Genomic DNA, 14278 nt, shown 5'->3' with positions numbered 1-14278 from the left:
TCGCGCCCAACTGGCCCGATCTACCGCTTCAAACACGGAGTTATTTGCTGTAACACAAAATCTTCAATGATTATCCGAGATCAACAGACAGAGTATTGACGCGATTACATCAACCACACTTAGCGGCATGTCCCACAGCACCTATTCACTCATTACTCAAACAGGTCCGGTTCGACGCTTAGCTCTGGCTTTCTAGATGCAAGGACTTGCCCCAAACGGTGACCGTCTCTACGTATTATCTCAAAACGCCATTCCTGCCATTCAATGATTTCCCCAACATCGGGAATGCGACCAGCTATTCGAAGCAGGCATCCAGTCAACGTGGCGTCTGTGCGATCAAACGTCAAACTTGGCTCTCCAAGTGTGCGACTAGCATCTTCGATTCGCATACTTGGATCGAGCAGCCACGAACCATCAGGCAGCTCGATTGCCTTTGACGCAGTATCCGCGTGCTCGGGAAGTTCCCCGCCGATTGCCGTCAGTAAATCTAACGGTGTAAGCAGGCCTTCGCATACGCCTCGCTCATCCACTACGATTAACAAATGTTCGCGTGAATCTCGAAGCACCTCCAGCACTTTCAACGCAGGCATCGTTTCAATCACATAGTGAGGTTTTCGAGCTAACGCCACTAAATCCAATCCGCCAGGAACCGAGAATTGGGTCAATAAATCTTTAAAATGTATTATGCCAATAACATTGCCAGCGTCTCCATCACACAAAGGCAGCCGTGCGTGTCCTGAGGCAAATTTTTCAGTTACCTCCCGAGTCGTATCCCTGATATCCAGCCAAACCATTTTTCCACGAGGAATCATGATTGAGCGTACATCACGCGCACCAATCGCCAGGACTCGCTCAATCATATTGCTTTCTTCCGGTGCGAATACCGATTCATTATCCATACCGTCAATAAAAGCGACATTGTCTTCAGTGTGGTTCTCAACACCTTTGGGATTCTTTCCAGCACGCAGCAACTGAAGTACAGTTTGAGCTGTGCGTTCGCGTCGACCCAATGCATGGGAGCCTCTGACCCGATTACGACGCGACAGTTGGTTGAAAAATTCAATCAATATTGAAAACCCGATCGCGGCATATAAGTAGCCTTTGGGAACATGAAAACCCAGACCTTCGGCAACCAGACTGAAGCCAATCATGAGCAGCAGGCCCAGACACAGAATCACGACAGTGGGATGACGACTTACAAAAGCCATTAGCGTTCGGCTAGCCATCATCATAACGGCCATCGCGATGACGACTGCAATCATCATAATGCTCAGATCCTGCACCATGCCGACCGCGGTTATGACTGAATCCAGTGAAAAAACCGCATCAAGTACCACGATCTGCAAGATGACCTGCCAAAAGATAGCATGCTGAACCTTCCCCGATGTCTCTGCATGCGCACTGCCTTCAACGCGCTCATGTAATTCCATGGTGCCTTTGAAAAGTAGAAACATACCACCGAGTATTAAAATCAAATCGCGCCCTGAAATTTCAGACCCAAACACTGTAAATAATGGCGCCGTCAAAGTTACAACCCAGGCAATGCTGGCCAAAAGACCCAGACGCATCAGCATGGCCAAAGCCAAGCCTATCAATCGCGCCTTATTCCGTTGATGTGGTGGCAGCTTGTCGGCCAATATGGCGATAAATACCAAGTTGTCGATGCCCAATACAATTTCGAGCACAATCAACGTGGCAAGGCCGAGCCAGGCAGTTGGGTCAGCCATCCAATCAAAAATCATTTTAGATTCCTACGAGCAAAAGAAAGAGAAACGCGAACGCGCCGCAGCGTTACATCGCGCGGCAGCTTTACGAGGATGTGCCTGTCAGGGCGAAAAGACGGGTCGGCCAACAGCCGGAGAAAGGGACAGGGCGTCCTGACGGTGCAGAACGCCCTCATCGAGGGAGGTTTGTTCATAGTGGCGGGCGGCAATAAACATGCGCACCCTTTTCTTACAGATAACTGAATCTTACAACATAGTTGGCCCGACGGGAATAATTATTTCAAATGAGACGGATCGCCCGGCTCTTTTTGCTGCACAATTTGCGTTATCTCACGGATGCTGGCTGATCACTTATCCTGCGGCGGGGTGGATAGGCGCCGAACTTGGCTTGAATGCAGCCTATATTGTTTTGGCAATAATCACTACCGTTGCGGTTACCTTGGTCAGTTTGTTGTGGAAAGGCGACCACGAAAAATAAGCTCATGTGAGCAAACGGCTACTTAATTTAGCGTCCCATTTCACAAAGATCCGAAAAGTCTTCGTTGCGTTTAAGTGGGCGTTCACCAGAGTAACGCGAGCCGTTCCGGCCGATATCAACCGGCGATCATTCAATCTGGCAATAAAGAAGACCGGGCTCGCTGATTTGCGCTGTCACGATCTACGCCAGACTTGGGCAAGTCTGGCATGTCCACACTGGCACTCCCCTTTTTGTTTTGAAAGAATTGGGAGGCCGGGAAAGCTTGGAGATCGAGAAAAAAATGCACACATGAACGCTAACCATCTAGCCGAGCATGCAATCAGTGTCATGTTTTTGTCAAGGTTGGCCGATAATTGGGCCGTAGAAAACAAAAAAGCCGCGTGTGAGGCGGCTTAAATGCTTGATTTTATTGCTAAAATTGATGGCTCCCCGAACTGGGTTCGAACCAGTGACCTGCGGATTAACAGTCCGTCGCTCTACCGACTGAGCTATCGGGGATCAATTAAGAAAATGATTATAGCCAGAAACCGGATGGCAATGCAAGCGCTTGGCTGCATCCTCTATTCTTTTTTACGAAAATGTTGCATTTGGCCGACGCCCATAAAAAAACACGCGACCGAAGTCGCGTGCTTACCGGCAATAACGCGCTGTTTAGTGCGCCGAAGCCTTGCTGCTGCCGATACCGGTTTCTGCACGTACGCGCTGGGCGTCGTATGCAGCAATATCGACTGCGGCACGCTTGCTCTTGTCGGTTATAGAAAAGAACCAGATACCAGCGAAGGCAATGATCATGGAGAACAGCGCTGGTGACTTATAAGGGAACAGCGCACTGCCTGCAGGATTGCCCAATGTTACTTCCCATACGTCGGGCGACACGATGGTCAGCAAAACCGAGGATATCAGTCCCAGGAAGCCGCCAATAACGGCGCCACGCGTGGTCATTTTCTTCCACATAATAGAAAGGAAGAGAACCGGGAAGTTGGCCGATGCCGCAATGGCAAACGCCAGCGACACCATGAAGGCCACGTTCTGCTTCTCGAACAGGATGCCCAGCAAAATGGCCAGCACACCCAGCACGAACGTCGTAATACGTGATACCCGCAGCTCGGTCGCCGAATCGACATTACCCTTGCGGAACACCGAAGCATACAGATCATGTGATACCGCTGAGGCGCCCGACAAGGTCAGCCCGGCCACCACAGCCAGAATCGTGGCAAAAGCCACTGCCGAGATAAAGCCCAGGAAAATATGTCCGCCAACGGCATCGGCCAGATGCACCGCGGCCATATTGGCCCCGCCGATGAGGCCGCCCTTCGCATCAAGAAAATCAGGATTGGTGGAAACGAAAATGATCGCACCAAAACCGATAATGAAGGTCAGCACATAGAAGTACCCGATCCAGGTTGTGGCCCAGAAAACTGATTTACGCGCTTCCTTGGCATTGGGCACGGTGAAGAAACGCATCAGAATATGCGGCAGACCGGCAGTACCAAACATCAGGGCCATACCGAAGGAAATGGCAGAAATCGGATCCTTGATGAACGTACCCGGCCCCATGATGGACTTGCCTGCCGCCGCCGCCTCTTCGGCCGTTTTACCTGCAGCCAGTGCACCAGCGGTCTTGACCTCAATGGCCTTGGAAAACAGCGCTTCAAAAGAGAAGTTGTTCAGTTTCATTACCATAAAGGCCATGAACGAAGCGCCCGCAAGCAGCATGACAGCTTTGATGATCTGCACCCACGTTGTGGCAGTCATCCCGCCAAACAGCACGTAGACCATCATCAACACACCCACGATTACAACCGCAATCCAGTAATCCAGACCGAACAGCAGCTTGATCAGCTGGCCGGCGCCTACCATTTGGGCAATCAGATAAAACAGCACCACCACGATGGTGCCGCAGGCGGCAAAAGTACGTACCGGCATCTGGGCAAAGCGGTAGCTGGCGACATCGGCAAAGGTGAACCTGCCCAGGTTGCGCAAGCGCTCGGCCATCAGGAACATAATGATAGGCCAGCCCACCAGAAAACCGATGGAGTAGATCAGGCCGTCATAACCACTGGCCATGACCTGCGCGGCAATTCCCAGAAAGGATGCAGCGGACATGTAGTCGCCCGCAATCGCCAGGCCATTCTGAAAGCCGGTGATCCCGCCGCCTGCCGTATAAAAGTCAGAGGCCGATTTGGTTCGGGCAGCGGCCCATTTGGTGATAAAAAGCGTGAGGCCAACAAAAACGACGAACATAATGATCGCCGTTATATTGACCTGCTGCTTGGTGGTTTCACCGATGGCGTCTGCACCATAAGCGAGGGATAAAAACAGGCCGGTAAATGCTATACCGATCAGAAACCGCGACACACCTTTATTCATGAGTTGCCCCTACGTCGTTCAGCAAGCTGCGTTCCATTGCGTCAAATTTGGAGTTCGCGATCCAAATATAAACGCCGGTCAGTGCAATAATCAGAATCATCAGACCAAAACCTACCGGAATACCCCAAGTCATGGCGCCACCACTGATGGACTGGGCGAACAGTTGTTTGTCAAACGCAATAATGCCAATAAAACCGACATAATACGCAACCAGAATAATGGCCGAAAAGACCCAGCCATACGTGCTGCGCATTCGCGTCATTTCTTTGTATTTCGGGTTCGCAATCACCCGTTGAACGATATCCTCACTCATATCTTTCCTCCCAGAAAGTATCGTTAAATTTTGATCGTAGCTCTCTAATGCTTATCATTTATGCAGCAAACATGACCGTTTTACCTGTAGCCCTATGTTTCTGCAATTAGTGATATACCCTAGCAATACTTGCCCATAATCCGTTTAAAACATCGTCTAAATATATGTTTGGCGCTGCCGTTATTGGCGCGATTGGCTCAGGACGGGCCCGTCAATAGGTCTGAACAGCTGTGCTACGCGATCCCGGGCAAGCCCGATCCGGCCGCGCGGCACGAATGCCGTGGCCGACTTAAATGCGAGAGTGCAGACTTCTGACAACGTTTATGTCATCTCCCGGACCGGCTCACGCCCTGGCCGGCCATTGCACTCACACCTGGGCCAGCCGCCGGCGCGCAGCCAGGCACAAACCGGCGTGCTCACCACACGCATTACTTTATGACATTGTGTCCGCGCGACTGACAGCGCAACGATTGCGATGCATGGTGAGCCCCAAAGGCTGGGCCAATTTGTAAAAATAAACTGCCTGCACGGACCGCTTGTCCGCCTCTCACACCAGCGAATGTTGAGCGGCACAGCGCGTCAGCGCAAGCAGCGTGCCTGCCGCGCGCAGCATTGAGCCATGGATATCAATCAGCGATGACCTTAGTCATCATCATCGGCCGGTGCTTTCACAAAGCAGGCTTTGTTGGCATTGGCCTCCAGCGTCCTGTATTTTTTAGCCATGCGCTTGACGTCTTTCGGATCGCGAAAGACACTGCCGCGCTCACCGCCCAGGCGGGCATAACGGGCCGCTGTCGAAATTTCATTGAACTCGTTGTAGTTTACGTTTTTGGCAATTTCATCGACCACACATGAACATTTATAAAAATATTCATAATCACGATTATGTTTCTGCATGCACTCGAGCACGTACTCTACTCTGGTCGTGGTAGGAAAATCGTTAGCCTGGGCGCTGGCCGGCGCCGCACCCAGCACGACGAGGGATAACAGGGCGGGGAACATTTTTTTAATGGAAAATTTCATGTTGTCCTACGAATCGAATAAAGCAGACTATGCACATCAAAGACGGCGCAAGCGAACCGCTGCCTGTTTATGTTCGCTCCTCCTATTGCGCCCTCTTCCATTCTGTTGCAAGCAATTATTGTGCCACGCTCCAAGCTGAACCATGTCCCGCGCCACAGCCAGCGGCCATCGCCGGCAAGGCACCGCTGCGCATCATGACGAGCGACCGTCGGCCCACGACACTGAGCGCTGCGCGCAGGCGCAGCACCCACAGCTTTCGGCACAACAATGTCACACACTGTGCCAGTTCCAGAGCACCGCTGCAACCACGATGCGCCCGCTGCTGCGGGGTGTTGCACCGCCCTGTCGGCGCCAATGCGATGTCCGGGTGCCGCAACCGGCAGCGGATTATCAGAACATATGCGTTGCGTGCGTGACCGCCCCACCGGCACGGATTGCAGCTGCAACCAGCGCGGCTTCGGCAAGCTGGGCATCGGTTGCGCCTGCCTCGCGCGCCTGCTTGGTATGTATTGCAATGCAATAAGGACATTGCGTAGTGACGGCAACAGCAAGCGCGATAATCTGTTTTTGCAGTGCACTCAAAGCGCCATCGGCAAACGCAGCCTGGTCAAATGCGCGAAACGCCTGCATGGCTTGCGGTGCAGCGGTATCAAGGTCCTTCATATGGGCAAGATGCTTCATATCATACATGTGATTATCTCCTTGGGGATTTTATTTACCATTCTGACCTATCCGTGCATCGCAGCAACTGCGGCCATCACATAGGCTCGCAATTTCAATTGTGATATCGATTTTGACCGTCCCTTCGCACCCTGGGCAATCGCGCAACTGCTGGTAATCAATGCACATGACTTTCAAAGTACAACCGAGTTCTCATCATGCCAAACACCGGCTTTCATTTCAATGAATGTTTTTTCGGATGCCGCTCCTTATCGGCCCGCGCGCCTGTGGCAGCCCGGCGCAAAACGGCGCCTGTCCTAAAACGACACATAATGTCCTGACCTTGTTCTGCTTGCGGTACATTTGACCGCCTATATATATGCACATGATGACCGATATACCCCGCTACGCCGGCACGATTGTGCCCAACACGTCGATACACCGCCATTTGCACGCGTGCACGTCGGCCTTGTTCAGATTGGCATGAATTGTGCTTATAGCAATCTATGACCATATGCATGCTGCTCGTGCTATGTTCGCGTAAGACCTTTAATTCGTGTTCTGAAATATATAACGATAACCCCGGAGGAAGACATGTCTTTTAAGATAACCCTTAAACAGATGCTATGTGTCGCAGGTGCGCTGGCCTTTACTGGCTCGGCACAGGCGGATCCACAATTGCAGGAAGCTATGAAAAACCCGGATAACTGGGCGGTTCAGGCAGGCGATTTTGCCAACCAGCGCTACAGTAAACTGGATCAGATCAACAAGGACAACGTAAAGAACCTTCAGGTGGCCTGGACTTTCTCCACCGGCGTACTGCGGGGACACGAGGGTGGACCACTGGTGATTGGGGACGTCATGTACGTTCATAGCCCCTTTCCTAATAAGGTGTACGCTATCAGTCTGAAGGATCAGAGTATGCTCTGGAAGTATGAGCCTACCCAGGATCCCAACGTGATTACCATCATGTGCTGTGATACGGTTAATCGCGGCCTGGCATTCGGCGATGGCAAAATCATTCTGCAACAGAATGACACCACCATGGTGGCCCTGGATGCCAAAACCGGCAAGGAAGTATGGAAGGTCAAGAACGGCGACTTCAAAGTCGGTGAAAGCAATACCAATGCGCCGCATATATTCAAGGATAAAGTGATCACCGGCATCTCCGGTGGTGAGTTTGGTGTACGGGGACGTCTGCTGGCCTACAACCTGAAAGACGGCAAGGAAGCCTGGAAAGCCTACTCGACAGGCCCTGACAACGAAATGTTGTTTGATCCCGAAAAAACCATGACCTGGACCGATGGCAAAATGGCTGCCGTGGGTAAAGACTCCTCGATCAAATCCTGGAAAGGCGATCAGTGGAAAATTGGCGGCGGCACCACCTGGGGCTGGTTCAGTTATGATCCTGCCCTGAATCTGGTGTACTACGGTACCGGCAACCCCGGCACCTGGAACCCATCGCAACGCCCTGGCGACAACAAATGGTCCATGTCCATCATCGCACGGGATCTGGATACCGGTGTAGCCAAATGGGTTTACCAGATGACACCGCATGACGAATGGGATTATGACGGCGTCAATGAAAATATCCTTGCCGATATCAAAGTGGGTGGCAAAGATCGCAAGGCGCTCGTTCACTTTGACCGCAACGGTTTTGGCTATACGCTTGACCGTGAATCAGGCGAATTGCTGGTTGCCGAGAAATTCGATCCGACCATCAACTGGGCCGACAAAATCGACATGAAGTCCGGCCGTCCTGTTGTCAACAGCAAATATAGCCCCGCCAAAGGTGGTGAAGATGTCAACGTCAAGGGCATTTGTCCATCTGCACTGGGTACCAAGGATCAGCAACCTGCTGCATTCTCACCCAAAACCGGCGTATTCTACGTCCCCACCAACCACGTTTGCATGGACTATGAACCATTTGCAGTTGATTATGTAGCTGGTCAGCCGTACGTTGGTGCAACTGTGTCCATGTTCCCTACCCCCAACAGCCATGGTGGCATGGGTAACTTCATTGCCTGGGATGCAGACAAAGGCAAAATCCTGTGGAGCATTCCTGAACGATTCTCCGTATGGAGCGGCGCCCTTGCCACAGCCGGTGATGTGGTTTTCTACGGTACGCTTGAAGGTTATATTAAAGCCGTTGACACCAGCGGCAAAGAACTGTGGAAGTTCAAAACACCTTCTGGCGTGATTGGCAACGTCACCACCTGGAAATACGAAGGCAAACAATACGTTGGCGTACTGTCCGGTATTGGCGGCTGGGCCGGCATTGGTCTGGCAGCAGGTCTTGAAAAGTCTACCGACGGCCTGGGTGCAGTTGGCGGCTACAAGGATCTGGCCAAATACACCGAACTTGGCGGTGCACTGATGGTCTTCGCATTGCCTGACAATGTCGCTACCGCAGCGGCAGAAAAAACCACAAAAACGCAATAAATAGCGTCATGCAGGGTGGCCGGTTCACGCCGCTCACCCTGCAATATCAAGGTATCAAAAGAAACACAAATTCATGGCGGCATGTGCAATGCCTGCATGATAAATCTGGGACAAACTCAATATGACTTTACGTTTACGCACAATCGGAGCAGGACTCGCTATCGCTGGAATCTGTACCTTCTCTGCGCAAGCCGCAGATATCAACACTGGTACGCAACTGCTGACCACAGTGCTGGCAGCAACCACAACCACTTTTGGTGACGGGGGCGCAGAAACAACACAAGGCACCCTTAAGGCCGAATCGACAGAACAACGGCAAGTGCCGGCCGGCGCGGCTGCCAAGCCCACTGCGCCAACACCGGCACCAGCCACTGCGGCCGAGCCGCCAACAGCCGCAGACAAACCGGCAACTGACAAGCCCGCAGACGCGCCAGCAGCCTCCGGTGGCGGCGACGTCAAATATGTGGTCAAGGAAGGCAATAAGGCCGATGACCATGTACTGCAAGGATGGAAAACCTGGCGGGCACTCGATTGCGCGCGCTGTCACGGCGCCAAGCAGGAAGGCCTTGTCGGACCGTCGCTGATTGTCGCGATCAACAAGTTGTCACACGACGAATTCAAGACCACCGTGCTCAAGGGGCGTTTGCCACAGGGCATGCCACCATTTGAAAGCGTACCGCGCCTGGTAAAGAATATTGATAATCTGTACACTTATTTAAAAGCGCGTGCAGATGGAAAGCTGGACCCCGGACATGTGTACCCGCTGGATAAATAAAAACGCTACTATAAGCAGGTGCTCTCGATGAGCCCTGCCTGCGTTTCGGCTTTTTATTTCAATTGTTATGATCGTTGTCGGAAGGATGTATTCCATGCTGTCAGATAAATTACTGCCCATACCACGCTCTGCATTGCTTGTCACACTCACCCTGAGTGCAAGCCTGCTTGCCGCAACGGCGCTGGCGCAGGAACCGAAAAAGCAGGACAAGGACGGTGAAAAGGTGCTGCGGGTGTGCCAGGATCCCAACAATATGCCTATGTCTCGACAGGATGAAGGTGGCTACGAAAACAAAATCGCTGCGCTGTTCGCAAAAAAACTGGGCTGGAAGCTGGAGCACACCTGGTATCCTCAGCGCATGGGTTTTACGCGGGCAACACTGACTGCCAAAGACCCAAAGACCGACCGGTATAAATGCGATGTCGTCACAGGCGTATCGCCAGGCTTCGAACGCGGCATTCCCACCAAACGTTATATGACATCAACCTACGCCATCGTGTACGTCAAAGGCAAGGGCCTGGATGGCATCAAAAAGCCAGAAGACATCATGTCTCTGGATCAAGCGACGTTGTCAAAAATCAAGATCGGCGCCTTCTCCGGTACACCACCGGTAAACTGGCTGTTGTCGCACAGCCTGCTGGAACGCATGGTGCCGTATCAGTTGCAAACCGGAGACCCGGAACAGTATCCCGGGCAGATTATCGAACATGATCTGGCCAACGGTAAAATTGACATTGCCATTGCCTGGGGTCCGATTGCCGGATACTACGCCAAGCATGGCGATGGCGGCGTACCCATGACCGTCGTGCCCTTTGACACCCGTATCGACCATCATCAATTTGCGTTCAACATTGCCATGGGTGTTCGGCATGACAGCAAAAAACTGCGCGACAAGCTCAATGAGCTGATCGATTCCAGCGGCCCGGAGATCGCCGCTATTCTGAAAGAATATGATGTTCCGACAGCCACGGCCCCTGTTGATCGCATTGAAGATGACGACGACTGAATAAATTCGTTGACCACTGCGGCCAACAAGACAGGAGACAAATCATGATTGACCGCCCTATTTTCAGATCTGGTTCCATCGCGCTATTGCTGGCGCTATCGTGCCAGGCAACGGTCGTGCTGGCAGCAAATACCAGCCAGCCCGCCACAACCGCACAACCGGCTGGCACCGCCGCACCCGCATCAAAGCCCGAATCTGACCCCATTACTGAAGCCGAACGCAAGTTGTTTCTGGACAAGCATTTTGCCAACACGACCCGCCAGTCTATTGATTACACTTACCGCCAGGCGGGTCCGAGCATGACGACAATCAATGATAAGGTCAAAGTAGACGTTCGCCAACGTCATGAAGACGGCACGGCATCGGTCAACGTGGATTTTCTTTCCGGCCCGAACCATACGCCGATCGCACCCATTGATCATGCCGAAGGAAACCCTGCTCTACTGGGGTTCCTGGAGCGCGATATTGCCGAGATGAAGCGATTTACCGGCGGCTCTACCGTTTATTTTCGCAAGCGTATCCGGCTGGCGCTGGCCGACAGCAACGTCAAAGTAGACAAGGTCAATGTCAAGTTTGAGAACAAGCAGATCGCGGCCGATCGCATCGTGATTCAGCCCTATGTCAATGATCCAATGAAGGAGAAAATTGGCAAGTTCGCCGCCAAACGATATGTTTTCGTGATCAGTCCGAACATACCCGGCGGACTTTATCAGGTATACACAAGTGAAAAATTTGCCGAAAGCCAGCCAGCTCAGGTGGACACATCCATGACGATTTCCGGGGGGGAAATACCGGGATAGCAAGCATCCCGGCAATGTGTCAGCAAAGGGCCCGTACTAAACAACGGGCCCTTTTGCCACCATATAGCCGACAGCGACTGTCTCGCTCAGCCAAACCGCGGCCAAAGCGATCAATGGATATAGACACCCCATGGACGTTCGCCCACCGCGATATCGGTAATCTTCGCATTCTTTTCCGTATCGATCACAGTCACGCTGTTGGAGCGGCCGTTGGCCACATACAGTTTTTTGCCGTCTGGTGAAATTGCCATGTTCCATGGACGCTGCCCCACCTTGACAGTGGCAACGATTTCATCTTTGGCCGTATCAATCACCGATACGCTTGCATCACCCCCGTTGGAGATATACACGCGGCTGCCATCCGGGCTGACCGTCACACCATTGGAGCGTACGCCGCCGGCCAGCTTCTTGATGACCTTATTGTTGGGCAAGTCAATCACGTAGACTTCATTGCTGTTTTCAGCGGCGACATAGGCCTTGCTGCTATCGGGAAGATAACCGATACCACGGGGTCGTTTGCCCACTTCAATCTCCGCGACGGCCTTGCGCGCCGGAAAATCGATCACGTCAACGGAATGCCCGTCTTCGGCGCTCACCAGCAGCTTTTTGCCATCGGGCGAAAAGACGGCATGCTCGGGATTATCTCCGTTCACCTTGATCTCATCGACCATTTTATTGGTTTGAGTATCAATAATGGCAACCGTATTATTCTCTTCGATCGCTGCGGCAATCCAGCGACCATCTGCAGAGACATACACCCCTTCAGGTGACTCTCCCAGGCTCACGCTGCCTGTCACTTTGCGCTGCTTCAAGTCTACAATCTTGAGCTGGTTATTGGTTTGCTGGCTCACATACAGATTATCCCCACTGGCAGCCAGCCCTCTGGGTTTTGCACCCAGGTCCTTGATGGTATCCACAACCTTGTCGGTCGCGACATCGATCACAGAAATACTGGCGCCGCCTTCATTAGGCACATACGCAAATGGTTCCGCTGTAGCCGCAGTGGCGAACGACAGCAATGACGCTGCGAGTGTTGTAATTAGTATTTTTTGTCTCATCCTTAAGTCTCCTTTGACAACATAGTGGTGCTACCGGCCTGATGAGGAGCCAGGCAGCATTCGATGGATCACCTCCCGATGTCCCGACACCAGGTGCGAGACGGCGGCCAGCACATGCAGAATCACCAGACACAGCAGTATCCAGGAAATTAGCCCATGCAACTGATTGAAAAACGCATAAATCGCTTTATCTTCGATGCCCCAGGGGGGCAATTCTATTGTGTTGAAAAACTTGACGCCCCACTTGCTGAAGTTGGATGCAATATAGCCGGTAAGCGGCAGCAGCAGCATAAAAAAATAAAGCAGAAAATGGGTAGCAGAAGCCGCTTTTTGCTGCCACGTTGGGATGGACACGGGCAACGCGGGGGGACGGTGGGTAAGGCGCCAGCCAATACGCGCCAGAATCAGCAGGCCGATCAGTATGCCGGTGCTTTTATGTATATTCACAAAATAGCTGCGATCCGGTACACCCCGGGGTATGCTTTCCAGGTACCAGCCCAGAACAAACTGCCCTACCAGGCACAGTGCGATCATCCAATGCAGCAGCATTGCCACTCGTGTATAACGAGGTGCATCCATGTATGTCATCCCCTTCGGCTATGTATGCCGGTTTTATTGATTAACCCTGCCGGTCCCAAAGAACTGACCGTCTGACTGAACTCTATCACGACTGACCACCTATGTCATTGCCGGCAACCACCTTAATGTATGCGAAAATAAAAATGCATAGCAGAGATGGCAATTGCCATTTACCCCCTAATTGTTTCTCCTGCCCGGTCCAGCAAATCCGAACTGCTGCCATTGAGCAGCATTAAATGAAAACGTGACAGCTCGCTTTTATGCAGCAACGTCACCGGGCAAGCCAGTTTATCTGCGTACTTTCGGAATCCTTCATCCAGCACGCCGTCACGAATATGCTGCGCTACATTCACGTTCGAGAAAAAGGGTCGCGTCTTTACCAGAATCAACCTTTCTGCATTCAAATGTGTCGCCAGCCAGGCCGCAATGCTATCGGATGAAATCGTCGAATCGGTCAGATCATCCGGTATATCGCGCATCAAGGACAGCGGCATCCATAGCGCGACGCCGCCCCGCTGCAGCGTCTGGCGCACATGGCGCGCATCCAGCACCGGACTGATCTGCGGCGCCATGCTGCTGATCAGCAACCCGTACTGCGCGCCGGTAAGCAGCAACATATTGTGCGTTACCAGGCGGTCCAATTGCCAGCGTGATTTCATCTCCCGGACAAAATCTGCGCCATGCCAGCGACCAGGCACAATAATGACGCGCCCCCCGCCGACAGTACTCAGTTCGTCAACCCAATCCTGCAACGTGTCATCATGAGCCAGAGCACCGTCAAGCTTGACTACCCACATGTCCCTCTCCTGGTCTTATATTTTTATATATTGGCTCCAGGTTAACAAAAGCAATATTCGTACCAGAATTGTCAGGCAGCCGGGCTTTTTCCGACATAATGCTTGCCGGCCCCGTGGTCCCTTTGCCTGCGGGCATCTGCGGACTTACTGGCAACAGGTCAATGTGGCAGTGAACGCCCAGTGCGCACGGCACAGGTAAAATAGCGGCCCCTGAACACACCAACTGTGACGCATGCGTGACAAAGTGTACCGT

13 protein-coding genes and 1 tRNA gene are annotated in these 14278 nt (G+C 52.4%); 5 read left to right on the top strand and 9 right to left on the bottom strand.

Going from position 1 to position 14278, the window contains the following annotated elements; genetic code table 11:
• Positions 1 to 152: 152 nt before the first annotated feature.
• A complete protein-coding gene (locus EV681_RS18565) occupies positions 153 to 1742 on the bottom strand; it encodes a TerC family protein (protein ID WP_128394657.1) in 1590 nt (529 codons plus the stop codon).
• 196 nt (positions 1743 to 1938) lie between these two features.
• Between EV681_RS18565 and EV681_RS22570 the strand changes: the two genes are divergently transcribed.
• Positions 1939 to 2202: a hypothetical protein gene (locus EV681_RS22570; RefSeq protein ID WP_165393095.1), complete on the top strand. Its 264-nt coding sequence runs from the start codon at positions 1939 to 1941 to the stop codon at positions 2200 to 2202.
• Between the two features lie 422 nt (positions 2203 to 2624).
• Here EV681_RS22570 and EV681_RS18555 read toward each other — a convergent pair.
• The 5 genes from EV681_RS18555 to EV681_RS18535 form a co-directional block, all read right to left on the bottom strand.
• Positions 2625 to 2700, bottom strand: a tRNA-Asn gene (locus EV681_RS18555).
• Positions 2701 to 2853: 153 nt separating this feature from the next.
• Positions 2854 to 4572, bottom strand: coding sequence for a cation acetate symporter (locus EV681_RS18550; RefSeq protein WP_128394658.1), 1719 nt, complete (start codon positions 4570 to 4572; stop codon positions 2854 to 2856).
• Positions 4565 to 4885: a DUF485 domain-containing protein gene (locus EV681_RS18545; protein ID WP_128394659.1), complete on the bottom strand. Its 321-nt coding sequence runs from the start codon at positions 4883 to 4885 to the stop codon at positions 4565 to 4567. The genes EV681_RS18550 and EV681_RS18545 overlap by 8 nt, the downstream gene beginning before the upstream one ends.
• A 642-nt stretch (positions 4886 to 5527) precedes the next feature.
• A complete protein-coding gene (locus EV681_RS18540; RefSeq protein WP_130304825.1) occupies positions 5528 to 5908 on the bottom strand; it encodes a hypothetical protein in 381 nt (126 codons plus the stop codon).
• A 390-nt stretch (positions 5909 to 6298) separates the two neighbouring features.
• Entirely contained in the window at positions 6299 to 6598 is a 300-nt protein-coding gene (locus EV681_RS18535; RefSeq protein ID WP_130304824.1) for a carboxymuconolactone decarboxylase family protein, read from the bottom strand.
• Between the two features lie 564 nt (positions 6599 to 7162).
• Between EV681_RS18535 and thdT the strand changes: the two genes are divergently transcribed.
• The 4 genes from thdT to EV681_RS18515 all read left to right on the top strand — a co-directional run bounded on the left by thdT (position 7163) and on the right by EV681_RS18515 (position 11591).
• Positions 7163 to 9010, top strand: a complete 1848-nt coding sequence (gene thdT / locus EV681_RS18530) for a thiol dehydrotransferase (RefSeq protein ID WP_130304823.1) — start codon at positions 7163 to 7165, stop codon at positions 9008 to 9010.
• Positions 9011 to 9131: 121 nt separating this feature from the next.
• Positions 9132 to 9785: a c-type cytochrome gene (locus EV681_RS18525; RefSeq protein ID WP_207227103.1), complete on the top strand. Its 654-nt coding sequence runs from the start codon at positions 9132 to 9134 to the stop codon at positions 9783 to 9785.
• A gap of 94 nt (positions 9786 to 9879) precedes the next feature.
• Positions 9880 to 10791: a quinoprotein dehydrogenase-associated putative ABC transporter substrate-binding protein gene (locus tag EV681_RS18520; RefSeq protein WP_130304822.1), complete on the top strand. Its 912-nt coding sequence runs from the start codon at positions 9880 to 9882 to the stop codon at positions 10789 to 10791.
• Positions 10792 to 10835: 44 nt separating this feature from the next.
• Positions 10836 to 11591, top strand: a complete 756-nt coding sequence (locus EV681_RS18515) for a hypothetical protein (RefSeq protein WP_130304821.1) — start codon at positions 10836 to 10838, stop codon at positions 11589 to 11591.
• 110 nt (positions 11592 to 11701) lie between these two features.
• Here EV681_RS18515 and EV681_RS18510 read toward each other — a convergent pair whose 3' ends face one another.
• From EV681_RS18510 to EV681_RS18500, 3 genes are all read right to left on the bottom strand, one after another.
• Complete coding sequence (locus tag EV681_RS18510) at positions 11702 to 12649, bottom strand: YVTN family beta-propeller repeat protein (RefSeq protein WP_130304820.1); 948 nt, start codon at positions 12647 to 12649, stop codon at positions 11702 to 11704.
• Positions 12650 to 12679: 30 nt separating this feature from the next.
• Positions 12680 to 13228: a cytochrome b gene (locus EV681_RS18505; RefSeq protein WP_130304819.1), complete on the bottom strand. Its 549-nt coding sequence runs from the start codon at positions 13226 to 13228 to the stop codon at positions 12680 to 12682.
• Between the two features lie 170 nt (positions 13229 to 13398).
• Complete coding sequence (locus tag EV681_RS18500) at positions 13399 to 14025, bottom strand: amino acid kinase family protein (RefSeq protein ID WP_130304818.1); 627 nt, start codon at positions 14023 to 14025, stop codon at positions 13399 to 13401.
• Positions 14026 to 14278 lie beyond the last annotated feature (253 nt).

Origin of the sequence: Advenella incenata (assembly GCF_004217095.1) — a bacterium.
GTDB lineage: Bacteria > Pseudomonadota > Gammaproteobacteria > Burkholderiales > Burkholderiaceae_B > Advenella > Advenella incenata.
The sequence above is the reverse complement of the archived record's forward strand: the minus strand, read 5'-3'. Positions and strand labels throughout refer to the sequence as shown.

What these genes read in the sequence shown, in the direction of transcription:
- EV681_RS18505 (WP_130304819.1), bottom strand. Translation starts at nt 13,228, where the DNA reads ATGGATGCACCTCGTTATACACGAGTGGCAATGCTGCTGCATTGGATG.
- EV681_RS18500 (WP_130304818.1), bottom strand. Translation starts at nt 14,025, where the DNA reads ATGTGGGTAGTCAAGCTTGACGGTGCTCTGGCTCATGATGACACGTTG.
- EV681_RS18565 (WP_128394657.1), bottom strand. Translation starts at nt 1,742, where the DNA reads ATGATTTTTGATTGGATGGCTGACCCAACTGCCTGGCTCGGCCTTGCC.
- EV681_RS18510 (WP_130304820.1), bottom strand. Translation starts at nt 12,649, where the DNA reads ATGAGACAAAAAATACTAATTACAACACTCGCAGCGTCATTGCTGTCG.
- EV681_RS18525 (WP_207227103.1), top strand. Translation starts at nt 9,132, where the DNA reads ATGACTTTACGTTTACGCACAATCGGAGCAGGACTCGCTATCGCTGGA.
- EV681_RS18515 (WP_130304821.1), top strand. Translation starts at nt 10,836, where the DNA reads ATGATTGACCGCCCTATTTTCAGATCTGGTTCCATCGCGCTATTGCTG.
- EV681_RS18545 (WP_128394659.1), bottom strand. Translation starts at nt 4,885, where the DNA reads ATGAGTGAGGATATCGTTCAACGGGTGATTGCGAACCCGAAATACAAA.
- EV681_RS18550 (WP_128394658.1), bottom strand. Translation starts at nt 4,572, where the DNA reads ATGAATAAAGGTGTGTCGCGGTTTCTGATCGGTATAGCATTTACCGGC.
- EV681_RS18540 (WP_130304825.1), bottom strand. Translation starts at nt 5,908, where the DNA reads ATGAAATTTTCCATTAAAAAAATGTTCCCCGCCCTGTTATCCCTCGTC.
- EV681_RS18520 (WP_130304822.1), top strand. Translation starts at nt 9,880, where the DNA reads ATGCTGTCAGATAAATTACTGCCCATACCACGCTCTGCATTGCTTGTC.
- EV681_RS22570 (WP_165393095.1), top strand. Translation starts at nt 1,939, where the DNA reads ATGCGCACCCTTTTCTTACAGATAACTGAATCTTACAACATAGTTGGC.
- EV681_RS18535 (WP_130304824.1), bottom strand. Translation starts at nt 6,598, where the DNA reads ATGTATGATATGAAGCATCTTGCCCATATGAAGGACCTTGATACCGCT.
- thdT (WP_130304823.1), top strand. Translation starts at nt 7,163, where the DNA reads ATGTCTTTTAAGATAACCCTTAAACAGATGCTATGTGTCGCAGGTGCG.